17 protein-coding genes and 1 riboswitch are annotated in these 24,280 nt (G+C 40.4%); of the genes, 14 read left to right on the top strand and 3 right to left on the bottom strand.

Features of this window, described 5'->3' with window-relative positions; translation table 11 throughout:
- The first annotated feature begins 28 nt into the window (after nucleotides 1-28).
- The 5 genes from EV282_RS11620 to EV282_RS11600 all read left to right on the top strand — a co-directional run bounded on the left by EV282_RS11620 (nucleotide 29) and on the right by EV282_RS11600 (nucleotide 7,698).
- A complete protein-coding gene (locus EV282_RS11620; protein ID WP_130295966.1) occupies nucleotides 29-1,855 on the top strand; it encodes a GAF domain-containing sensor histidine kinase in 1,827 nt (608 codons plus the stop codon).
- A complete protein-coding gene (locus tag EV282_RS11615) occupies nucleotides 1,852-2,493 on the top strand; it encodes a response regulator (RefSeq protein WP_130295965.1) in 642 nt (213 codons plus the stop codon). Before EV282_RS11620 ends, EV282_RS11615 begins: the two co-directional genes overlap by 4 nt.
- Before the next feature lie 139 nt (nucleotides 2,494-2,632).
- Nucleotides 2,633-4,045 (top strand): S8 family serine peptidase, encoded by a 1,413-nt coding sequence (locus EV282_RS11610; RefSeq protein WP_130295964.1) that lies wholly within the window; start codon nucleotides 2,633-2,635, stop codon nucleotides 4,043-4,045.
- A 207-nt stretch (nucleotides 4,046-4,252) separates the two neighbouring features.
- Nucleotides 4,253-6,733, top strand: a complete 2,481-nt coding sequence (locus EV282_RS11605) for a S8 family serine peptidase (RefSeq protein ID WP_242611859.1) — start codon at nucleotides 4,253-4,255, stop codon at nucleotides 6,731-6,733.
- Nucleotides 6,734-6,861: 128 nt separating this feature from the next.
- Nucleotides 6,862-7,698, top strand: coding sequence for a GNAT family N-acetyltransferase (locus tag EV282_RS11600; protein ID WP_130295963.1), 837 nt, complete (start codon nucleotides 6,862-6,864; stop codon nucleotides 7,696-7,698).
- A 265-nt stretch (nucleotides 7,699-7,963) separates the two neighbouring features.
- On the opposite strand, the gene EV282_RS11595 is transcribed toward EV282_RS11600, so the two are convergent.
- Nucleotides 7,964-9,565: an MDR family MFS transporter gene (locus EV282_RS11595; RefSeq protein ID WP_130295962.1), complete on the bottom strand. Its 1,602-nt coding sequence runs from the start codon at nucleotides 9,563-9,565 to the stop codon at nucleotides 7,964-7,966.
- Between the two features lie 72 nt (nucleotides 9,566-9,637).
- Nucleotides 9,638-10,075, bottom strand: coding sequence for a MarR family winged helix-turn-helix transcriptional regulator (locus EV282_RS11590; protein WP_226534463.1), 438 nt, complete (start codon nucleotides 10,073-10,075; stop codon nucleotides 9,638-9,640).
- A gap of 563 nt (nucleotides 10,076-10,638) precedes the next feature.
- Here EV282_RS11590 and EV282_RS20590 point away from each other — a divergent pair.
- Entirely contained in the window at nucleotides 10,639-11,295 is a 657-nt protein-coding gene (locus EV282_RS20590; RefSeq protein ID WP_130296966.1) for a peptidoglycan recognition protein family protein, read from the top strand.
- On the opposite strand, the gene EV282_RS11580 is transcribed toward EV282_RS20590, so the two are convergent.
- Nucleotides 11,292-11,654, bottom strand: a complete 363-nt coding sequence (locus tag EV282_RS11580; protein ID WP_130295961.1) for a hypothetical protein — start codon at nucleotides 11,652-11,654, stop codon at nucleotides 11,292-11,294. The genes EV282_RS20590 and EV282_RS11580 overlap by 4 nt on opposite strands.
- Before the next feature lie 133 nt (nucleotides 11,655-11,787).
- Here EV282_RS11580 and EV282_RS20585 point away from each other — a divergent pair, with 133 nt between their 5' ends.
- The 8 genes from EV282_RS20585 to addA all read left to right on the top strand — a co-directional run bounded on the left by EV282_RS20585 (nucleotide 11,788) and on the right by addA (nucleotide 24,276).
- Nucleotides 11,788-12,618 carry an STAS domain-containing protein gene (locus tag EV282_RS20585; protein WP_130295960.1) on the top strand — a complete coding sequence of 277 codons (831 nt, stop codon included), beginning with the start codon at nucleotides 11,788-11,790 and terminating at the stop codon, nucleotides 12,616-12,618.
- 93 nt (nucleotides 12,619-12,711) lie between these two features.
- A complete protein-coding gene (locus tag EV282_RS11570) occupies nucleotides 12,712-12,921 on the top strand; it encodes a hypothetical protein (RefSeq protein ID WP_130295959.1) in 210 nt (69 codons plus the stop codon).
- Nucleotides 12,922-12,936: 15 nt separating this feature from the next.
- Complete coding sequence (locus tag EV282_RS11565) at nucleotides 12,937-13,296, top strand: hypothetical protein (protein ID WP_130295958.1); 360 nt, start codon at nucleotides 12,937-12,939, stop codon at nucleotides 13,294-13,296.
- 100 nt (nucleotides 13,297-13,396) lie between these two features.
- Nucleotides 13,397-14,050, top strand: a complete 654-nt coding sequence (locus EV282_RS11560; RefSeq protein ID WP_130295957.1) for a serine/threonine protein kinase — start codon at nucleotides 13,397-13,399, stop codon at nucleotides 14,048-14,050.
- Nucleotides 14,051-14,126: 76 nt separating this feature from the next.
- Nucleotides 14,127-14,216, top strand: a riboswitch (cyclic di-GMP riboswitch).
- Between the two features lie 261 nt (nucleotides 14,217-14,477).
- Nucleotides 14,478-15,413 (top strand): GGDEF domain-containing protein, encoded by a 936-nt coding sequence (locus EV282_RS11555; RefSeq protein ID WP_130295956.1) that lies wholly within the window; start codon nucleotides 14,478-14,480, stop codon nucleotides 15,411-15,413.
- Between the two features lie 116 nt (nucleotides 15,414-15,529).
- On the top strand, nucleotides 15,530-16,603 hold the full coding sequence (locus EV282_RS11550) for a GGDEF domain-containing protein (protein WP_130295955.1): 1,074 nt from the start codon (nucleotides 15,530-15,532) through the stop codon (nucleotides 16,601-16,603).
- 429 nt (nucleotides 16,604-17,032) lie between these two features.
- Nucleotides 17,033-20,536, top strand: coding sequence for a helicase-exonuclease AddAB subunit AddB (addB, locus tag EV282_RS11545; protein ID WP_130295954.1), 3,504 nt, complete (start codon nucleotides 17,033-17,035; stop codon nucleotides 20,534-20,536).
- On the top strand, nucleotides 20,533-24,276 hold the full coding sequence (gene addA / locus EV282_RS11540) for a helicase-exonuclease AddAB subunit AddA (RefSeq protein ID WP_130295953.1): 3,744 nt from the start codon (nucleotides 20,533-20,535) through the stop codon (nucleotides 24,274-24,276). Before addB ends, addA begins: the two co-directional genes overlap by 4 nt.
- Nucleotides 24,277-24,280 lie beyond the last annotated feature (4 nt).

Raw genomic sequence — 24,280 nt, 5'->3', positions numbered from 1 at the left:
TGAATTTTTATAAAAATGAGGTGGAAAAATGGGCTTGAATCGGGAGGCAGCAGCAAGCAAGTTTGTGTCAACCATTATCGTAATAGGAATAATTATTTGGGTTTATAGCGCATTATCTATTACAAAATTTCCAGAATTGCTTATTTTTTTCACATTATTATTGTTTCTGTTTATCACTGAATTTTATCCCATTCCAATCTGGAAAGGACTTAGTGCACTTAGTTTTCCTTTGCTTTATACAATAGAAATTCTTTATGGTTGGGGAATTGCAATATTTGTGTTTGGAGGAATGGCAGGACTTGTACAAGTTTTAAACCATCGGCCGCTTCGAATCGTTCTTTTTAATCCATCTCAGCTTCTGATCAGTTTTTTTGCTGCAGTTCATATCGCAGACCTTATCATGACACTATTCGAACCAGGAATGAGTGAGATATGGCATGCAGAGATTAGGATGATACTAGTTGTTATTTTGTATTCTGTTTTCAATAATATAATTGTAGATGCAGTTTTACTTATACGGCCGCAACTATACTCGTTTAAGATATGGAAAATAAAAACGATTTCAGAGCTGGCAGTAACACTCTTTTCCATTTTGTATATCACGCTGATGTTTATGTTAGGCAGCCAAAACCGTGGTGTAGTAGATGTGTTTTCTTATATCTTCTTCTTTTCTCCACTTGTGGCGATCGCTCTCATTTCTTCTTTTATTGCCAAATTGCACCAAGAGCAGAACCGACTAAAAGCTTTATACCAAATTAGTACAACCTTTAATGCACAGCTTCCATCAAAAAATTGGCTCGAGCAAGTAGAACTGCCTTTTTTAGAGTTTTTAGGGACAGATGCCGTTTTGTTATTTCTGAACGATGGACGTTCATGGAGAATCGCATATGAAAACGGTGGGTACTCGTTTGTAAAAGATATGTCTGCGGATTTCATTGAACAACTTGAATCCGATCCAGTCATGCACTTATTTAATAAAAAAAATGAGGTTGATTCCTGGGCATTTTCTTATTTTAACAAAGCTATTAAATCAGTGATGCTTGCACCATTAATGGCAGAAGATGAAGTTATAGGCGTATTGATTACAGGAAGAACAAGGGCGCATTCCTTTTCTGCAGTGGAGACACAATCAATGGCGACCCTCGTAAATCAGCTTGCTGTTGCATGGAAAACGAAACTGCTTCTATCAGAACGAGAAAAAAGGGTACTATTGGAAGAACGAAACCGCATAGCACGTGAAATTCATGACGGTATTGCACAGACTCTTGCGGGATCAGTCATGCAGCTTGAGACAGCACAACGTATTTTTTCTGATAAACCAGAGAAGACAAAACAATTGGTAGCCTTTAGTACAGAAAAATTAAGAGGCAGCTTAAAGGAATTGCGGGAATCCATTTATGCATTGCGCCCCTATCCAACTGAGCGTATAGGTCTTCATCATGCGATCAAATCAAAAGTAAAGTCCATAGAAAAAGAGGGTCACAATATTCAAATTCGTTTTCAGGAAAGAGGAACTCGGAGAACTCTTAGCACAATGGTGGAAAAAGTCATTTTCGACGTATTTCAGGAAAGCCTCCAGAACGTTTTAAAACATGCTGAGGCAACAAAAGTGGACATCCTTTTAAGCTATTCAAATGATCAGGTCTTTTTTAGAATCAAAGATGATGGAAAAGGTTTTTCTTTATATGAATCTATGATCAAAGCCCGACAAGAACCGCATTACGGGATTTTAAACATGAATGAACAGTCTGACAGTCTGGGTGCATCGCTTCATATTGATTCAGCTAAAGGGAAAGGAACGGAAATAAAGCTTCAGATACCCCAAATAGAATCTAAGGAGGCAAATATAACATGATTACAATTTTGCTTGTGGATGACCATGCTATTTTAAGAGACGGATTGAAGAATATACTGTCATTTGAAGATGACATGAAAGTTATTGGTGAAGCGATTTCAGGAGAAGAAGCAATAAAACTCGCTGATGAATTGGCACCAGACGTTATCATCATGGATATTAATCTTCCCGGTATTAACGGGGTAGAGACAACAGCGATTATTAAATCGAAAAATCCTAATGCGCGCATCCTTGTTCTAACGATGTACACACATGATGAATATTTGCTGTCTGCACTAAAAGCAGGTGCAGATGGATATTTATTAAAAGATGCACCATCAGAGCATGTCGTTGATGCCATTAATACCGTGTTCCGTGGAGAATCTATGATTACTCCGAGGATGACAAAGAAACTGGTAAATATTCATCTACAGCAAACTCAATTTAAAAAAGACGAGTCGAACCTCACAGACCGTGAACAGGAAGTACTAATTGGACTCGTTGAAGGACTTAGCAATAAAGAGATTGCTGAGAAATTATTTATCAGTGACAAAACTGTAAAAATTCATGTCAGTAAGATTTTTAAGAAATTAGAAGTAAAGAGCAGATCACAGGCCGTTATTTATGCAGTCCAAAATCAGCTTGTACCTATGAGATAATGGGAAAAACACTCTACGGAGTGTTTTTTTAATACAAAAGCACTATAAAAATAAAACTTATCGTGAATAGAAATGTTTCAGAACAGCTGAGATAATAACAAGAACTGTTAGAAAATTCTATTAATAGGAGTGTGAACCCATGAATTTTAAGAGAATAATAATTTCTGTTATTATTGCAGCAAGCTTAATTTTGCCTTCTGTATTGCCAACACATGCTGAACCGATTCATCGTTCTCCTGCATTAGACAAAAGACTTTTACAAAGATTAACAACGGATACAGCTGTTGAAGCGATTGTCACTTTCGATAAAGAAATGAGCCAAACGGAGATTAAAGCCTCATTAAAAGAAGCAGGTGTTCAAAATGGAATCATTATGAATGCTTTGCCGATTGCTGGTGTAGTGATTTCTGTAACGCAATTAGAATTATTAAATGATAATTCGAAAGTACTTTCCGTTTATTATAACGCACCTTTAACATATGATAATGAAGATTCTACTGATTTAACTGGTGTTGACCGAGTTAGAGAAGATGCGGATTTTCAGAAAAAAAATGGCGGGCTTCCTGTATCCGGTAAAGGAGTAGGAGTCGTTATTAACGATAGCGGTGTTGACGGATCACATAAAGATCACGAATTTGGAAAAAATTTAGTTCAGAATGTTGCTGGACAAGTTAACCTGCATGCGGTACATGAGATATTACCTATACAGTATATTGAAAATGTCCCTGCAACAGATAACAACTCTGGTCATGGAACCCATGTTGCAGGTATCGTTGGTGGAACTGGCGTAATGTCTAGCGGGAAATATGAAGGAGTAGCACCAGGCGCTGATTTAATCGGATATGGGAGCGGTGCAGGTCTAGCTATTTTAGACACAATCGGTGCATTTGATTATGCTCTAACACATCAAGCGCAATATGGTATACGAGTAATTACAAATTCATGGGGTGATACTGGAGACATGGGAACACCATTTGATCCTGATCACCCAGTAAATATAGCTACTAAATTGTTGTATGACCGAAATATTGTAACTGTGTTCTCTGCAGGTAATTCAGGTCCAGGGGAAAATACAATAACCGGAAATTATAAAAAAGCACCATGGGTTATTACCGTGGCTGCAGGTGTAAAAGATGGTACATTAGCAGATTTTTCATCAAGAGGAAATCGAGGTGTTGGTGGTTCAGCAATCGTTGATGGAATGGAATTTTTATGGCGTGACCAACCGACAATTACTGCACCGGGAAAAGATATTGTTTCAACACGTGTTGCTTCTCCTGTAGGAGTTCTGGGAACACCACAAGATATTCAAACAATCGATCCAGCTCATTTGCCCTATTACACAACACTAAGCGGAACCTCTATGGCTGCACCCCATGCTGCTGGGGTTGTGGCACTAATGCTGGATGCAAATCCTTTATTAACACCAAGTGATGTTAAACAAATTCTAGTAAACTCAGCAACTTCTATGAATAGTTATGAATCATGGGAAACGGGAGCCGGTTATATAAACGCATACGATGCTGTCACGGCTTCCTTTCTAGCAAAATAAACGAAAGAGCTAAACTAGTTACTCATGCTGGTTTAGCTTCTTTTGCTTCATGTAATATAGTTGCCTATCATGCTTAACTCTTTTGTACTATATGCAAATAGTTCCAGTTTTATAGAGTTTTACAACCGATGGTGAATAGTTTTCATATTTTACTTTTGAGATAATTTGACTAAGCGGAAAATTCAGAAAATGAAAGGAGAATTCACCTTGAGAAAAAGTATAAAAGTATGGTTTGCTTTACTTATGGTATTATCGCTTGCTCTGCCTATGAATCATCCTGGGAAGGCATCTGCACAAACGTACTCTGCGGTAATTGGAAAGTCACTTCAGCATAAATTAGTCTCAGGTATAAACTCATTGGAGGTTATCGTAACGTTTCATGGGACAGGTGCCCCAAAACTAGAACAGCTCGCATTATTAAAAGGAGTTGGCATTAATAATGCGGTTACCCTAAAAACACTTCCAATGGCAGGGGTAAAAGCAACTCCAGATCAGATTCAGCAACTTGCTAAGTCAAGCCAAGTTCGTTCTTTGTTTTTAAATGAAAAATTAAGTTACTTCAATGCTGATGCAACTGCACTGACAGGCGTTGATAAGGTGAGAACAGATAGCTCAATGACGAAGAAAAATGGCGGTCTTCCTTTTACAGGAAAAGGTATTGGGGTTGTCGTAAATGATAGTGGTGTTGACGGTACGCACAAAGACCATGAATTAGGTAAGAATTTGGTGCAAAATGTAATGGCTTCAGCAAACCTTCACTCTATCTCTGGCGTATTACCAATCAGCTATCAAGAGAACGTTCCGAACACAGATACGAATTCAGGACATGGTACACATGTTGCCGGAACAGTTGGTGGTACTGGGGCTATGTCTGGTGGAAGATATGAAGGAGCAGCACCAGGAGCTGACTTAATTGGATATGGTTCTGGCGCAGCACTGTTCGTTTTGGATGGTATTGGTGGATTTGATTATGCGATTTCACACCAGGCCAAATATAATATACGAGTCATTACGAATTCCTGGGGGTCCTCAGGTGATTTTGAACCTGAGCATCCGATCAACATTGCTAGTAAATCCGCATATGACCGTGGCATTACCGTCTTGTTCGCAGCAGGAAATTCTGGTCCTGGTGAAAATACTCATAATCCATATTCAAAAGCACCTTGGGTTATTTCCGTAGCTGCCGGTGAAAAATCAGGAAAGCTTGCAGACTTTTCCTCTCGAGGAACAAAAAATACTGGCGGAACATTTGAAATGGATGGAAAAACATGGACATGGAAAGACGAACCATCTATAACTGCTCCTGGAGTGGATATCGTTTCAACACGTGTTATTGCTCCAGTTTCTTCATTAGGTGCAGGAGAGGATGCAGAAGGAATTGAGCCTGCTTATGTTCCTTATTACACAACGATGAGCGGAACATCCATGGCAACACCTCATGTAGCAGGTATTACAGCGCTGTTGCTTGAAGCTGATCCAACCCTCTCTCCTCAAGAAATCAAAGATGTTCTTCAGCAAACGGCAACAAACATACCGGGTATGGAACCTTGGGAAGTTGGCGCAGGATATGTAAACGCATATGCAGCGATGGATGCGATCGTACATTCTGGCCAATATGGACAAACCGTTAATGCTGTCAGAACATTTAACAGCAATATTGAGATGTCATCTTCTAAGGAAAAATTCGCCTTAACGTATGACCCTGCAAAGTTAACGTCAACGAACCAGCATAGTTTTACGGTTAACGAAAACTTAACAACGCTCGTTGCACAAATTCATGCAAATGGAATTGACGAAGAGACAGGAAATCCGATCAATCTTGTTTTAATTGATCCTGCAGGCAATGAATTCAGTTCAGGCATTTCATTATTGTTTCCGTTAGAAGCGGATCGGACGGTTGTTGTAGAAGCACCGAAAGCAGGAGAGTGGAAGCTTGAAATCCGAGGTCTGCGAGGCGCACAAGAAAACCCTACTGGTGGAGCAGGACTGCCGGAAGAAGTAGATGGAACCATTACGTATAAAACAGCAGGCGGATATACAGGCTTGTCTGATATTAACGGACATCCAGCAGCAAATGCGATTCAAACTGCAGTTAGTGAAAGGCTCGTAGATGGGTATGCAGATGGAACATTTAAACCTGACCAGATATTAACTCGCTCTGAACTTGCCAAATTTTTAGTAGCAGGTGCGGAAATTCGTCAAAGCATCGATTCTAAGACAAATGACTACACAGATGTAACAGCTTCTGACGCGCCTTTTATCAATGCAGCAACTGCACGAGGCGGAGCATTTAGAGATGCTCTACAAACTTCAAAAGGAGTTGTTTTGCCTAAAACTACTGCCGAGTTTGATCCATACGGATCAGTGAACCGTGCTGAAATAGCGTATTCACTTGTTCAAGCACTCGGTTTAGAAAAGCAAGCAGGGGAAGTTCAAACAGCAACATTGTCTGTACAATATGGAGATGCACGAATTCCGCTTGATGATGCGGACAATATTCCTCAAGAGTTAAAAGGATACGTACAGCTCGCATTAGATTTAAACATGATGAATGCATATTTCTCTGTGGAACAAGGACCTTACGATTTAGAACCTGTTGTACATGCAACATTTAAGCCGGCGAAAGCAGTTTCCCGAGGCGATTATGCGGTTGCGGCAGTTCGCTATCATCACGCTTTCTTAAAATAAAACAATTCGGAGATCGTTCGAATCCTGCAGGTTCTGCAGGATTTTTTTGTTTTTGATTGGAATAAGATTGTTGTATTTTTCCATTTTTGAGCTAAAATTAATAGAAACATAGGAGAGGTGACAGGCAGATGGTTGTTAAAGTAAATCAGACAATGCATAAGAAAGTAATGAATTATTTGAGTGATGAACCTGCTCTTAATCTATTTATCATTGCGGATATTGAGAATTTTGGCTATGAAACTGATTTTCAAGAAATCTGGATAGACCAGGATGATGCAGGAGAAATAAAAGGGATTCTACTCCGCTATATGGGGAACTATTTGCCATATGCAAAAGGAACCATTAACGCAAAAGGTTTTTCAGAGATCATAAATAAAGACACCACATATGAAATGCTCTCAGGAAAAAAGGAGATTACTGAACAGTTCCGTCCTTATGTTAAGTTTGAACGAACAAAAGAAACGTACTTTGCTGAGCTAAAAGATGACGACTTGTTAAATAAAAACATCAGCAGAGAGGGAATTGAGCAAGCAGGGATTCAAGATGTGGATTCATTAATAGAGCTGAAACAGCAAATTAAAGAATTCACGATTAGAGCGACTGCAAGACAAAGTTTGGAGCAGGCGCTGAAAACAAAAACGGGACGTACCTATTTTATGAAGGAAGGTAACATTGTCGTTTCATGCGCCTCAACCACTGCTGAAAATTCACTATCTGCTATGATTGTTGGTGTATGTTCACATCCCGAAAAAAGAAACCAAGGTCTCGCAACCCGATGCATGGAGGCACTTTGTCAGGATGTTCTATCAGAAGGAAAAGCACTATGCCTTTTCTACGATAACCCAAAAGCAGGTTCCATCTATAAAAGACTTGGATTTAAAGATATTGGCATGTGGAGTATGAATTTTCCTGTTCATATGACTGGTTCTGAGAACGATACAAAACAAGAACCGTTAGTAAAATAATAAGCTCATTTCTGAATAGAAGTTGCCTTAAGAATATTTTTGTGGAATACGCTTCTGAGACTAGTTGATTGGAGCGCAAGGTGCGAGACTCCTGCGGGATCAGCGGGACAGATGAGACCATTCAATGTCGCAACGCGACGAGGGGGCTCATCGCACGCCCCGCGGAAAGCGAGCATCCTAGAGCGGAAATCAACATCTTCTAATAACAACAAAGCATAGGGGAACACCTAAAATAAAAAGACGGCAAATTCCTGCCGTCTTTTCTTTATGCAGATTGATCTTTTAATTCTTCTTTGTTTTCATTTGATGTTCTCAGCGGTATTTCTTTTAAGAAGAAGAACGTAAGCAGCCAGGCGGTTCCAATCACGAGCGCTCCTGTCAGGAAAACACCATTTAAGGCATAGCTTAATGATTCGCGCAGAATCTCCATGACTTGTTTTAAGAAAACAACAGATTCTGGAGGCAAGTTGCTGAACTTTGCCATCACCGCTTCTTGATTCAACAGTACTTGAGGATTCGCCAGTTCCTTAATTTGTTCGCTCATCTGAGGAGTAACATTTTGAGTGGAAGCGATTAGTTTTTGAGAATTTTTACTAAAATGATCTGCCAGTGTATTGTTCATGACACTTCCCATGATCGAAACACCGATTGTTCCTCCTAATTGACGGAACAGCTGTACAGAGGAAGTGGAAACCCCTAAATATTTATGTTCGACTGCATTTTGTACAGTTAATGTAAAGATAGGGAAGGTGACTCCAAGGCCTGTTCCAACTAGGATCATGTTGAGTGTAGCTGTCATATTCGTAGTTTCCGTGTCCATGAAATGCATACTCGTCATTCCGCTAGCCATAATGAACAATCCAAGCAATGCAAGTTTTTTATACTTGCCGGTCTTTGTAATGATCTGGCCGCTGATTGTACTTCCCGCTACCATCGCAAGTGTCAGGGGCATCATGACAAATCCGGATTTCGTAGCTGATGTGCCCATTACGCCTTGGATAAAGAACGGCATATACATGATTGACCCAAACATTCCAGCACCTAAGAATAGTCCGATAATATTTGAGATTGTAAATACTTTATTTTTAAACATATCAAGCGGAAGTACGGGGCTCTTGACACGTTTTTCTGTACGGATAAACAAAAAGAATGCAACGATTGTTACGCCAAAAAGGCCGATGATCTCAGGCGATAGCCATTCATATTGATTTCCAGCCCATGTGAACGAAAGTAGAAGCGGTACTACTGTGATCGTTAAAAGCAAAGACCCGGTATAATCAATGGATTCCTTTTCTTTTCTTTGTACAGATGGAAAAAGAAAATAAATAGCTGCAAACGCTACTAAACCAAACGGAAGGAAAATCCAGAATACCCAATGCCAATGAAAATGATCCACGATATAGCCGCCAAGAGTTGGGCCAAAGACACTTGCCAATCCGAAAACACTGCTCATGATTCCTTGCCATTTGCCGCGTTCACGTGGAGAGAAGAGATCTCCTACAGCCGTAAAAGCGGTAGACATGATCATCCCTCCGCCAAAACCTTGAATCCCGCGGTATAGTATAAGTTCGAGGATGCTGTCTGAAACACCGCAGAGCAGTGAACCAACAGTGAAAACTCCAATACCTATAAGTATAAAGGGTTTTCGGCCATATATATCAGATAGTTTTCCTACAAGAATAGCTGTAATACTGGATGTTAACATGAAAATCGTAAATACCCAGCTATAATATTCGATGCCTCCAAGATCGGCGATTATTCTTGGAAGCGAAGTTCCTACAATCGTTTGATTTAAAGCTGCAAAAAGCATGGCAGCCATAATAGAAATCATGATTATGATTTTCCGCCGAAGTTCAAGGTGTTCCATAATCTGTTTCCTCCTATTCATCTAGCAAATAATTAATAAAGTGAAGTATCTAAAAAAAGCAAAACTGCCTAATCAATCAAGCAGTTTTGTAGAAGCAGCGACCATGAATTTCATTTCTTCTTCTGATAAATTCGTAAATTTCTTAGCTAAATACTCGTTTTTAATCTGATCCATTTCATTTGCAATCTTTTTGCCGTCTTCAGTAATTTCCAGATATACAATCCTGCGGTCAGAATCTGAACGTACCCTCTGAATATAGTTCTTTCCAACAAGCCGGTCCGTTACAGCTGTGATATGACTGGATGAAACCTTTAATTCATTGGCGATCTCAGAAGCCATTAATGGACTGTTCTTGTGAAGAGTCTGCAGAACTGCAAATTCATTGCTTGGAATATAATCGGTATAAACTTCATTCAAACCTTTTCGGAGAGTCCGAAAAAGTCTGCGTAAACTCATTTCCAATTCGCGTTCTAAATTATTTCTTGATTGGGATTGCTCATTATTTTCCATATTAACACCCTTGCTTTTTGTTTCTTCTCTAAGTATATGATAATTTATATTTAATAAGAAAGAAAGTAAAAGGGTTAAGGGGAATGTTAGATGAAGAATTCAACATTGTTTTTTGTGCTTCTTGGTTTTGGTTTTTTAGTAGGCATCGCCTATTGGATCTGGGCAATCACAACTCAATCGCCGCCTGGTGGAATGTAAAAAAAGGCTGTTTCGCAAACTATGTTTCTCTTGTAAGTAGTTGATTTCCGCTCCAGGTTGCTTCGCTTTCCGCGGGGCGTGCGGTGAGCCCCTTCGCCGCTTTGCGCCTTTGAGTGGTCTCACCTGACCGCTCGTCCCGCAGGACTAGGAAGGCTACGACAGCAATGCATCGCACGAAGAAAATTGATTTTCATTTTCGAGGAGTCTTGCACCTTGCGCTCCAATCAACTTTGTCATTCGAAGGGAATGAACAAAATTACTTTAAAGCAACAAACTTTTGAAAGAGCAAAAAAATGAGCCGCTATGGCTCTTTTTTTATGCAGAAAAACATTTATAAATGAGGTTATTAATTGGGAGGTGTTACTTTGAAGGAGAAATACTTGATTACGAACCAGCCTATCAAAAAGGAACTTAAGCAGCGTCCAGGCGGAAACCGGGTTCCTCGATATGCAGTCGCACATGATACTGGAAACCCAGGTTCAACAGCCAGGCAGAATTTTAATTATTTTAACAGCAGACAACTAGAAGCGTCAGCTCATGTTTTTATTGATGATAAAGAAATACTTGTCATCATTCCATTGCATGAAAAAGCCTGGCATGTTCGATCAAATGTCTCAGATGCGAATGATTGGGCGATCGGGGTAGAGCTCTGTTATGGACCTTCAATTAATTTTTCGGAAGCCTACAATCGCTACGTTTGGTTCTTTGCTTATTTGTGTGAGAAATTCCACTGGAATCCAGAGACTCATATTAAAGGACACTTTCAGCTGGATCCGAAGAGAAGAACAGATCCGCTGAACTGTTTTCATCAATATGATAAAAGTTTTCCATTCTTTATAGAAGATGTTACATATGAATTTAAAAAAATGCTGGTTAATCTTGAAGAATTCAAAGATTCAGCAACTTCACCACACAACCTTTTTAAAGTGCAGATCGGGGCGTTTTCATCCAGAGATAACGCACAAAAACTTGCAGCAAAAGCAAAAGCTGCTGGTTTTGCCGTTTACATTGAACACGACTAGATGATCTGCCGTTCTTTTTTCCACGTGTAAAACACCAAGCCGATCCCTGCTATAACAAATAAAGGTTCCAGCACATTTGCTTCAGGTCCGCTCGTTACTCTGTGCAGCTGAAATACCCAATGAAACAAGATGTTGTCTACTGTTAAAAATAATCCGATCGCAGCAATAAAACCGTGAAAAAATGAAGAATGGTACCGTTTATAGATGAACAGTAAAATGAATAATAAAATAACAACGCCCAAAGAAACAGCCCCGATACGTTCACCCATAGTGTCCGCCTTTAATTCCCAGGCAAAAGCATTGATGGACCAGTGAGACATTGCAAAAATGCCTAAAATAAACCCAAACCAAATCTTCATAGTACCTCCTTACTAGTAAAAGAACAAAAATCGACATGAAATTCTAAAAAACAGGTTTAGCTTATGTATAATAATGGTATATAGATAAGTGGTATGCAATCATTTTTATTTCTATAGGGGGATTATAGACAAGATGGAACGTCAATTGCACGAATTGGGGCAAAAGATCCTTACACACAAATACGATCTTGCCAGAAAAATTGATGAAGTGAGAGCTGAGTATGGCGAACCTGTATCAGAGCTTACTGACCAGGTTTTGAAGCTCCGCGGAGATTTATTTAGTTACTTTGGAGAGGCACTTTATCAAAAAATGGAGGATGTTGAACCTCGGTTTATCGAATGGGGAAAGATGAGTGGCGAACTTGCGGTTCAATACGAAGTGCCTTTAGACATGGCGTTAAAAAGCACCCGATTCTTTCGGATCGTATTGTGGGATTTCATCCGTAACGAGATACATAATGAAAGTTTTTCAGTAGAGACGGTACTAAAAGCAGCTTCTGTTATTGATCCTTTATTAGATATGACGGTTCATGCTTTCAGTGTTGCTTATGTTGAAAACAACAACAAAGTCCTTGGTCTAGCACGTGAAGCGATTGAGGAGCTTTCTGTTCCTGTTGTCAGACTAACAAGAACTGTTGCGGTATTGCCGCTTGTCGGTACAATTGATACACACCGTTCTAAGTTAATTATGGAGACTTCACTTCAGAAGTGTACTGAATTGCAAGTTGAACATTTATTTATCGACTTATCAGGTGTGCCAGTCATTGATACGATGGTGGCTCACAACCTGTTTAAGGTCATCAATTCGCTCAAACTTTTAGGGGTAAAAGTTACATTGAGCGGAATGCGCCCAGAATTAGCGCAAACAGTTGTTTCTTTAGGAATCAGCTTTGAAGGAATCTCAATTTCAGGGAATCTTTATCAGGAGCTTGAAGCAATGGGAATCGCTCAACAACCGAATTAAAGGATAAATATCTGCCATTTTATGGGCAGGTATTTTTTTCTTGTATAAAAAGAACGTTTGTTCGCATATAATAAAAAAAAGGAGGTTTTTTTAATGACGAACATGTTGTTAAGATGCATCCAGGAGAGGGCAGCCATCGAAATGATCTATTTATCAGAGAAAGGTGTAATCAGCCACAGACTTATTAGGCCATACTCCTTTGACGGTAATTTGATAACCGCCTATTGCGCAGTCCGCAAACAAATAAGAACATTCGAGCTGAAAAATATTTTATCTGTGCAGTTCAGGTTTTTGCCTTCGTAGAATGGGGGGATAGACGTGCAATATGGAAATGAAGAAGAACGTTCACTTATTGAAAAATTTGTGATGTATCCGATTATGCTTACTCTATTCGACAGAGATTTAAAAGTTGTGAATCGTTCTCCCTTTAAATTAAAACGGCCTTATATTGCATTGTTGGAACAAATCATGAATCAAGTAAGCAAGGACCTTCATGATGTCCGCATCGAACTTAGAAAAAGAAAAATAAAAGTGATGGATGGACGAAGAGATCATGATATTACTGAATATGAGATATTTATCAGGGGGTATCGTGAAATTATGCGATTTCCAAACGTCCACTTAAAAAACAAAGCAGAAACCCTCATGCTGTCCTATCTTCGAGTAGCATCAAAATAATCAGTCCTACTTTTGTTTCCTTTTTGACTCTGTCTGTATACAATGAACGTAATGCAGAATGATATTATGACTGAAGAATATCAGAAATTGAGGAAACACCATGGAACGTTTTATCCAACTGGCACGACAATTGAATAGAGAGATTATGATCGAAAGCCGCAACCCGTTTGACCCTGTATGTCCAGTGAATATCCCTTTCCCATGGAAGATACTCGGATGCGGCAATTATGCCGCTGTACTTTATCATCCTGACTATCCTTCTTATGTCGTGAAGATCTATGGCAGGGATGAGCATGGGCTTCTTGAAGAAAAAAAAGTCTATGAACGGTTAGGAGAACATCCGGGCTATTCTGTTTGCTATTATACAGAAAAAAGATTTTTGATTTTAAAGAGAATAGAGGGAATCACCCTCTATGATTGTGTTCATAAAGGGGTCAAAATCCCCGAAAGTGTCATCCAGGATATTGATGAGGCTTTGCATTATGCTAAAAATAGAGGACTATTTCCGAGCGATGTACATGGCAAGAACGTCATGATTTCAAAAGGAAAAGGTATAATAGTAGATGTCTCTGACTTTTATAAGAAAATTCCTTGCCGAAAGTGGAAGGATTTACGAAGGGCTTATTTCAAGATTTATAAGCCTGTTTTTTATCGTTTTCCCATTCGTATTCCGTATTTTGTTTTGAATATGATCAGAATTGGGTATAGATACTATCGTAAGTTAAAATTATCCATAAATAAGGGTAATAAATAATGGTATTAAAGTCCTATAAAAAATATTGGCACAATTTACCTGCATAGGATATAATATCTATAAACGAATAGAAACCTTTGTTTAAAGGCAAACCAGTTGAAAAACTGGGACGCAAAGCTATGGGCCTAAAGTATGAAGAAACATACAATGGCAGCCGGTTGCCAAAGGGGAACGGATTTATTGATGTTTTAAAGGTGATAAGATTTACTCAGAAGGGACAGATCGAGATTTCACGAAAAGTGCACCTGAATTAATCGGTACAACAGCAGTCTTCGTGCAAACTCCGCTGTCAATGATGTTTGAGATCCGACACTTACAAAACATTAAATGAATATTTTAATGTTATCAAACGTTAAAAGCCATTTCCCTTTATTTAAGGGTAATGGCTTTTTGTATGCAAATTTTTAAGATTTGAGGGGTTGCAATAATGGAAAAATTCCAACTAGAATTACGCACACTCAAAAAAAACTTGTTTAAGGAATACATGAAGTCGATTCCTGCGATGATACATACACATAAAGTACACTTAAGCCAGTTTGATGACTTCAGCTCGTTCATGAACGGTTTTGTTGAACAATATGAAAAGATATTAGAGAAATTTTTGCGTGGAATCGTACATGCTGTATTTTTGCGGGAAGAACGTTTTCAGCATTTCTTGAAACAAGCGGAACAGAAAGCATTCCGCTCAGGTATTCATTTCTTAAGACACCAGAGAATTCCTCATCAAGCGCTAGCTTGTTTCTCAACAAGTATAAGAGAATCAGTTCTGCATGAAATGAAAAGAATAACCGTTTCAGACTCACTGCAGGTTCAGCTGTTTATGCTGGACCGCTGGAACATGGTCGCGCATCGTGCGATAACAGGTTTTTTAAGCGGGTTTTCATCCCAACAATTTAAAGATTTAAAAGAGATCAGTATCCGTGATCCGCTTACAAATCTATATAATCGCCGTTATTTTTATGATTGCCTTGAAAAAGAAATTAACAAAGCTCAAAAACAAGATGTGCCTATAACACTCGTTATGTTTGATATAAATAACTTCAAACATATCAATGATGAATATGGCCATCATGCTGGAGATGAACTCTTACAACAGATTGCGGAGTTATCTAAACGGTTAAAACTTTTATCTGGTTTCCGGTTTGGCGGCGATGAATTTGTCTTTTTACTGCCAGGGATAAAAGAGGATGCCGCTTACAAACTGGTTGAAAAGATGGAAAGCCAGCTGATGGCTTGGAACAAATCTATTTCATTAGCTTACGGTGCGATCGAACTATTAGGTGATGCATGTGAAAATATTGACTATTACCTGCAGCTTGCTGATGAACGGATGTACAGCAATAAAAGAGAAGTTAAAGCATAACTTCTGAGAATTAAGTATGTTTTTTGTTAAATGGAAGTTTAAGTAATATTAAACAGGAAAGACCATGTGCTATAATTTCCTGATTATAGCAACTAAATGCAAAGGAAGATGGCAGCATGAAAGACTTTTTTGTGATCACTGAACATCGATCTGAGACCATCTCTTCACTATTGCGATGGTTCTTTCTTATCATTTGTATACCGCTTTTTTATTACAAGCCGGTCGCAGATGTTTTGAATTTTGACAAAGAAACATTCCCGACCCTTTTTACAATAGGGATCCTTTATATGACATCCACTCAAATCGTTTTAAACCGAGCACCTGAAAAATCTTTTTATTACCTTGTTTTTACTAGAGGCGGAATCCTATTTGATTATATTGCATATGTTTGGCTCATGCAGCTGACTGGAGGCTCGGGAAGTCCTTTCATGCCAGTAGGATATTTGATTGTTATTCATGCGGCTCTTTACTGGAGGTTAAAAGGTTCTTTTATTCTAGGTGGTGCCAGTTTTATAGCGATTCTATACTTCTTTTTAAGAGATGGAGGATATCAGAACACCACAGATTTCTTTCAGTTCTTTATGAATACGTCATTTTTATGGCTGATCGCTCTGTATGGAGGAGTAATCGCATCTAAAGAAAGACAATATTATTTCGAAAAAAATATGTATCAGCTGCAGTCTCTCCAAGATTATCTTACAGGGTTACTGAACCACCGGAAGTTCCAGGAAGATGTTTTAGAGAAAACGAAAAAGAATGAACCTTTTGCGTTAGTTCTATGCGATATTGATCATTTCAAAGATTTTAACGATAAACATGGACATGTGATAGGTGATGAAGTCCTTAAACTTGTTGCTGCAGCATTTGAGCGATATTTGCCGGCAAAAGAAGGTAAAGCTTATCGGTATGGCGGTGAAGAATTTGCCTGGATCATGGAAACGGCAGAAGAATATGAAGTGACAAAAACGATCCAGCAAGTTAATACTCATCTTCAAGTGTATCCCTATACACTCAAGGAAGGAGCACTGCCTGTTACGTTAAGTTATGGGATTGCTTTTTATCAAATTGGAGAACGTCCAGCAGATATTATCCAGCGAGCAGATACGCTCCTTTACGAAGCAAAAGCAGCAGGGAGAAACACATTAAAATTAGAACATCAAACAAGCGAGGAAAAGCAGCTTACCATTTAGCTGTTTTTTTTGTTTTTATGCTCATATCTAATAGATCGATTGATGCTTTTGATTTTTTCTATCTCATCTTTTGTGCAAGTTGATTGAAGCGCAAGATACGAGACTCCTCGAAAATGAAAAGTCACATTTACTTCGTGCGATGTAAAGCTGCCGGTGCCTTCCTTGTCCTACGGGACGAGCGGTCAGGTGGAGATACCTTAACGGCGCAAAGCGGCAGGAGGCTCACCGCACACCCCGTGGAAAGCGAGCAACCTGGAGCGGAAATCAACTACTTTCAAGAGCTGCCAGATTCACTGAAAAGCCTTTTCTTTAGGTATCCTTTAAATACCAGCCGTATTTGATGGGTTTTGAGCATACTAGCCTTTGCCCTGCTAGTAGATTGTGAGATAATAAAAGCAGAATTAGTGTTCGGAACAGGGGATGAAAAATATGAGTTTGCAATTTATTCTGGGACGATCCGGCAGCGGAAAGTCCCACTCTGTCTTTCAAGAGATACGTGAAAAACTTGCAGAGAACCCAACGGGGAGTCCTATCATTTATTTAGTGCCAGATCAGATGACCTTTCAATCTGAGTATAAGCTTGCATCAACTCCCGGATTAAATGGGATGATTCGTGCTCAAGTTTATAGTTTTTCACGCTTGGCTTGGCGCATTCTTGGTGAAACAGGCGGGATGACAAGAATGCACATCACAAGCACTGGTGTGAGGATGATGCTTCGTAAAATAATTGAAAGCAAAAAAGAAGAACTGAAGATCTTTAAGAAAGCTTCTGAACAGAGTGGCTTTTATGAATTACTCGAGCTTATGACAACAGAATTAAAGCGGTATTGTGTGTCATCAGAAGATCTTTCATATAATGCAGAAACGCTGCTTTCACTTGGTCAAAAAGAAAACAACAAAAAAGTGCTAAAAGACAAGCTGTCTGACTTAAGTATCATAACTGGCGCTCTTGAAAAAGCTCTTGCCGGAAAATATTTAGATTCTGAAGATTATTTGAAACTGCTGCAGGAGAAAATACCTTATTCAGATACGATAAAGGACTGCGAGATTTACATAGACGGTTTCCATTCATTTACACCGCAAGAACTTGAAGCGGCCGCTGGACTCATGGCGCATGCAAAAAAAGTAACGATTGCCTTGACCTCAGAGGAATCGTATCAGCCGGACTCTGATCCGCATGAGTTGGATCTCTTTTATATGACAAAGAAGACAGCACAAGTTCTTACACAAAAAGCGAAAGAGATGAATGTGGAGATTGAAGAGCCAATCGTGCTCTCTCATACGCCAAAATTCACTTCTCCTGCGATTGCACATATTGAAAAACAATACGATGCGAGACCTGCGATCAGCTATTCAAATCCTGAGGGGATCCACTTAGCAGCCGGAGTCAACTTAAGGTCAGAAGTTGAAGGTGCAGCCAGAAGAATTATTGAACTTGTCCGTGATGAAGGATACAGATACCGGGATATTGCGGTAACGGTCAGAAATGCCGGCAGTTATCAGCCTCTTATTGAGACGGTATTTTCCGATTATGGGATACCTGTTTTCCTAGACCAAAAAAAATCAATGCTTCATCATCCGCTCATCGAACTGATTCGTTCTTCATTGGACGTAGTGTTAAAGAACTGGCGGTATGAAGCTGTATTTCGTGCTGTAAAAACAGACATGCTCTATCCGCTTGATGAGATGAGAAAAACTACATCAGAGATTAGAAAATGTATGGATGAACTGGAAAACTATGTCTTGGCCCTCGGCATCCAAGGCAGCAGGTGGACAGATTCAAAACCTTGGAAGTATAAGAGATTCAGAGGATTTGAAGCTGATGATTTCGGAAAAACGAGCCGTGATGACGAAAAAGAACAGCTGATCAATGATCTTAGAGATATGATCGTGTCACCTCTCAAAAGACTATCTAGAGATCTATCTAAGAGCGAAACGGTAGCAGATTTGTGTACATCACTCTACAAATATTTAGAAGACCTCTCTGTTCCTATGAAACTTGAACGCTTAAAGCTTCATGCTGAATCTGAAGGGAAACTTAGAGCAGCGCGTGAACATGGGCAGGTGTGGAATGCAGTGCTGGGTCTTTTAGATGAAATGGTAGAGCTGACTGGAAGCGAGAAGCTTTCCAAAGAAACATGGATGCAGATGCTTGAGACGGGGCTTGAAAGTATGAAGTTTGCTCTTGTTCCGCCATCGCTGGATCAGGTGCTGGCAGGAACTTTGGAGCGATCCCGTTTCACAGATGTGAAAGTTAACTTTTTATTAGGGGTCAACGATGGCATCATACCACTTAAACCAAAAGATGATGGTCTGTTGTCTGAAGATGAGAGAGAAGCGCTTGAAAGAAACGGTGTTCTGCTGGCACCTTCTGCAAGAAGAAAGCTGCTGGACGAACAATTTATGATCTATCTGGCATTGACGAACGGCAGCGACCGGCTGTTCGTATCTTATGCGCTGGCTGATGAAGAAGGAAAGACATTGCAGCCATCCATGGTCATCCAAAGGATGCGTGACCTGTTTCCTGATCTGAAAGAGCATCTCTATCAAAATGAACCTGGTGTTGAAGATGATCTATCATTTGTTCAGCATCCTCTGAAAAGTGTGTCCTATTTAAGTGCACAGCTTCGGGAATGGAAGAAGGGATATCCGATCTCATCCGTTTGGTGGGATGTCTATAATTGGATCATTACCGATGATCAGTATGACCACTATGCAAAAAAAGCGATATCGAGTTTGTTTTACTTTAACCGTGAAGCACCTTTAAGCGCTTCTGTATCAAAAGAACTCTATGGAGAGAGCATCTTAACGAGTATTTCGCGCATGGAGTTATTTCAGTCTTGTCCGTTTTCACAGTTCATGTCGTACGGGCTGAAACTGAAGGAGCGTCAGATGTACAAATTGGAAGCGCCTGATATCGGACAGCTGTTTCATGCTGCGTTGAAACAGATGAACGATGCACTGCAGCAGAGGAGAGTCCAGTGGAGCGATCTTTCAAAAGGAGACTGCTACCGGATGGCAGGAGATATCGTCGATCTCTTGGCTCCTCAGCTTCAGCATGAGATCCTGTTAAGCTCTAACCGCCATCTTTATATAAAAAAGAAGCTGAAAGAAGTTGTGGGCAAGGCTTCGCATATTTTAAGCGAACATGCAAAAGCGAGCGGATTTACTCCAGCAGGCCTTGAGCTGGCATTCGGAACAGGCGGGACGCTGCCGCCATTAGTCTACAAGCTGCCGAACGGCACAACGATGGAAGTAGTTGGTCGTATCGATAGAGTGGATACTGCCGCTAGTTCCAAAGGGCTCTTAATGCGTGTTATCGACTACAAGTCGAGTTCAACAGGATTAAATCTTGCTGAGCTGTATCATGGCATCGCACTGCAGATGCTCACATATCTGGATGTTGCAGTCGCACATTCTGAGAAATGGCTTGGACAAGAATCCATTCCTGCAGGTGTGCTATATTTCCATGTTCATAACCCTCTTCTAAATCAAAAGAAGCTGTTGACTGCTGACGAGATTGAAAAAGAAGTGCTGAAAAAATTCAAGATGAAAGGTCTCGTATTAGCAGAAGAAGAGGCCGTGCAATTAATGGACAGCACGATGGATAAGCGTTCTAACATTATTCCAGTTGCCCTTACGAATAACGGATTTCATAAGTCGCACTCGTCCGTTGCTTCGGCTTCTAATTTTGAAACGATGAGACATCATGCGCGTAAAATGGCTGTCAGCTCTGGAACAGGTATTACCGACGGCGTGATCGATATTGCGCCTTATGAAATGAAAAAGAAGGTGCCTTGCACGTTCTGTTCCTATAAACCGGTCTGCCAGTTTGATCAGACACTTGAAGAAAATCAATACCGTCAGCTGAAACCAGAAAAAGATGAAATCATTTTAGAAAAAATGCAAGAGGAAGGAGGCAGCCTCATTTGAAAACATTAATTCCAAAACCAGAAGGGTCAACCTGGACGGATGAACAATGGCAAGCTATTCAGGCACGAGGTGAAAATATACTCGTAGCGGCAGCGGCAGGTTCTGGGAAAACAGCCGTTCTCGTTGAAAGAATTATTACGATGATAAGAGAGCAGTCTGCAGATGTAGACAGATTGCTCATCGTTACATTCACAAATGCGGCAGCTGCAGAAATGCGCAAGCGTATTGGGGAAGCGATCGATAAGGAGCTGACTCATCACCCTTCTTCTCTGCATCTTAGAAGACAATTGAATTTGTTGAACAAAGCTTCCATCTCTACCCTTCATTCCTTTTGTATTGAAGTCTTAAGAAAGTATTATTACGAAACAGATCTCGATCCAGGGTTCAGGGTTGCTGAAGAAACAGAAGCAGAACTTATCCGTCAGGAAGTGATCGAGGAACTTTTTGAAGAAGAGTACAGCAAGGGAGAAGACCATACTTTTTATCAAGTGGTTGACGCCTACAGTTCAGATCGGAATGATATGGACCTTCAGAAGCTCGTTCTTACCCTTTATGACTTTTCAAGAAGTCATCCAGACCCTGAAGGATGGCTCGATCAAATGGCAGAAACTTACGAGATCAATGCATCGTCGATCGATGAACTTCCGTGGACAAAAGAGCTGCTTACGGATATTTCCCTGCAGTTAGAAGGACTGCAAGCGATGGCAGTACGTGCGCGTGACCTTGCAGAAATTCCAGGAGGTCCGCTCCCTTATGCAGCGACTCTTGAAGTAGATCTAGAATTTTTGAAGTCGCTGAATCAAGTGAAAGAGAGCTGGAGTCAACTATACGAAGTTTTCCAAACGTATGAACCGCCAAAGCTAAAAGCGGTCAGAGGAAAAGATGTTGATGAAGAACTAAAGAATAAAGTAAAAGCAATGAGAGACACCATAAAAAAGAAAACGGTCAGTTTGAAAGAGGAATTCTTTGAACGCCACCCTGATTCGTATGTTGCGCATATTGAAGAGATGGCACCGATCGTAAGAGAGCTATCTTCACTTGTAAAAGCATTCGGTCGCAGATACTCATCGGCAAAGCGGGAAAAATCACTCGTCGATTTTGGAGATCTTGAGCATTATTGTTTGCAAGTACTAAAAGGTGAAGGTTCAACGATGGAAAATCCAATTCCTTCTGATGCAGCAGCTGAATACCGCGAGCGTTTCGTCGAAGTTTTAGTGGATGAATATCAAGATACAAACTTTGTTCAGGAATCCATTGTCCGTCTCGTTTCAAAGGACGCTGATTCAGGAAACATGTTCATGGTTGGTGATGTGAAGCAGTCTATCTACCGCTTCAGGCTTGCTGAACCGCTTCTCTTTTTATCAAAGTATAAGCAGTTCACAAAAGAAGGCGGGAACGGACTTCGAATCGACCTTGCTAAGAACTTCAGAAGCAGAAACGGCGTTCTACAGGCTACGAACTATTTGTTCAGGCAGATTATGAACGAAACAGTCGGAGAGATTGAATACAGTGAAGACGCTGAACTTAAATTAGGTGCAGACTATTACCCAGATCAGCCAGGAAACGAACCTGAACTGATCTTGATTAATAAAAGTCAGCCTGTCATGGATGAAGAAGGACTTGAGAGCGGTGAACTGGAAAAGTCGGACCTTGAGACCGTTCAGCTCGAAGCGCGTGTAATTGCTGAAAGAATTAAAGAAATCGTCGGGACAACGGGGGATACGCCGCATCTTGTTCTTGATAAAAAAACAAAGATGATGCGACCTGCAAAGTACAAAGACATCGTCTTGCTTTTTAGAGCGACTTCTCAATGGGCACCTGTTATCTTGGAAGAATTTAAACAGCAGGGAATTCCTGCTCATGCGGAACTTTCGACTGGATATTTTGATGCGACAGAAATCCATGTGATGATGTCGCTGCTGAAAGTAATCGATAACCCGCTTCAAGATATACCGCTTGCAGCGGTTCTCCGGTCTCCTGTAGTAGGCCTGACAGGTGAAGAGCTTGCAATCGTCCGGCTCATTCAAAAAAAGGACAACTATCTTGGAGCAGTCGAGCTGTACAGTCAAGAAGGAGAAAATACAGAAATTAAAGAGAAACTTTTCTTATTCTTAAAACAGCTCGAATCATGGCGTCATCAGGCTCGTCAAGGATCACTGGCAGATCTGATCTGGGACATTTATAGGGAAACGGGTTACTTTGATTATGTTGGCGGTCTTGCTGGAGGTAAACAAAGACAGGCCAACTTAAGGGCGTTATACGATCGGGCAAAAATGTATGAAAGCACTTCATTCCGCGGGCTGTTTCGTTTCCTTCGTTTTATCGAAAGGATGCAGGAACGCGGCAAAGATCTTGGAGCAGCAAGAGCACTCGGTGAACAAGAAGACGTTGTACGCATCATGACCATTCATAAAAGTAAAGGTCTCGAATTTCCGATCGTTTTTGTCGGAGGCTTGAATAAGCAGTTCAACACGAGAGACCTAAAAGAAAAAGTACTGCTTCATAAAGAGCTCGGTCTTGGAACGCAATATATTAATCCGGTATACCGTGTAACCTATCCGACACTTCCCCGATTGGCGATCATCGGCAGAAAGAAGATGGAGCTTATCGCAGAAGAAATGCGCGTCCTTTATGTTGCATTGACTCGTGCGAAAGAAAAATTGTATCTGGTCGGAACGGTGAATGACATAGAAAAGTCTGCTGAAAGCTGGAGTGATTCTCTTTATGTAGAGAACTGGCTGCTTCCTGATCATGAACGTGCAGGAGTAAAAAGTTATCTGGATTGGATCGGGCGTGCGGTGATTCGGCATAAAAATGCTGGCCCTCTATTATCTGTACTTGGTACTGGTGAACGAGGAAGAGGAGAAGTTTTCATAGATGAAACAGATTGGAAGATTACGATTCTTCCAGCGAGTGATTACGAAGAACTTGAGACAGCACAAGAGCAGAAACAAGAAGAGCTCCTTTTGAAACTGCAGCAATCCGAGCCGGTTGAGATCTCGAGCGAAGCAAAAGAGGAGATCGCCAACCGCCTAGCGTGGCAATATGAACATAAATCTTCCACTGTAACGCGCTCGAAGCAATCTGTTACAGAATTAAAAAAGCAGTTTCAGACAGCAGATGAATACAGCAGTACTGATCTTGTAAAAGCAGCCCAGCCCGTTATCCATGAACGGCCACGATTCATGCAGGAGTCTCAGTTGAATGCTGCTGAAGCCGGTACAGCTATGCATATGGTTATGCAGCATGTGGAATTTAAGAAATCTCAAACTCTAGAAGACTTGCAAGAACAGGTTGCCATGATGGAATCAAGAGAGCTTCTGACCTCAGAACAAGCCCGTTATATCCAGTTAGAGCAAATAAAAGAATTTATAGATAGTCCCCTCGGACAGAGAGTGATAGAGAACGTAAACATAAAGCGGGAAATTCCGTTCAGCATGGCACTTCCCCTTTCTGAAACGAGGGATAACTGGAGCGGGGAAGAGGAGCATGTACTTGTTCAGGGTGTTATCGACTGTCTGATAGAAGATGACGATGGATTTATTTTAATCGACTATAAAACAGATAAGATACAGAACAGATTTACCAATGGATTTTCAGGAGCGAAAGAAACACTCTTAAACAGATATGAAATGCAGCTGACATTGTACGCAAAAGCAATTGAAAGAATTTTAAAGAAACCGGTAAAAGAGAGTTATCTCTATTTCTTTGACGGTGGACACATTCTGCAAGTGAAATAGGGGG

Origin of the sequence: Fictibacillus sp. BK138 (genome assembly GCF_004216955.1) — a bacterium.
GTDB lineage: Bacteria > Bacillota > Bacilli > Bacillales > Fictibacillaceae > Fictibacillus.
This window is presented reverse-complemented; position numbering and strand designations above follow the sequence as displayed.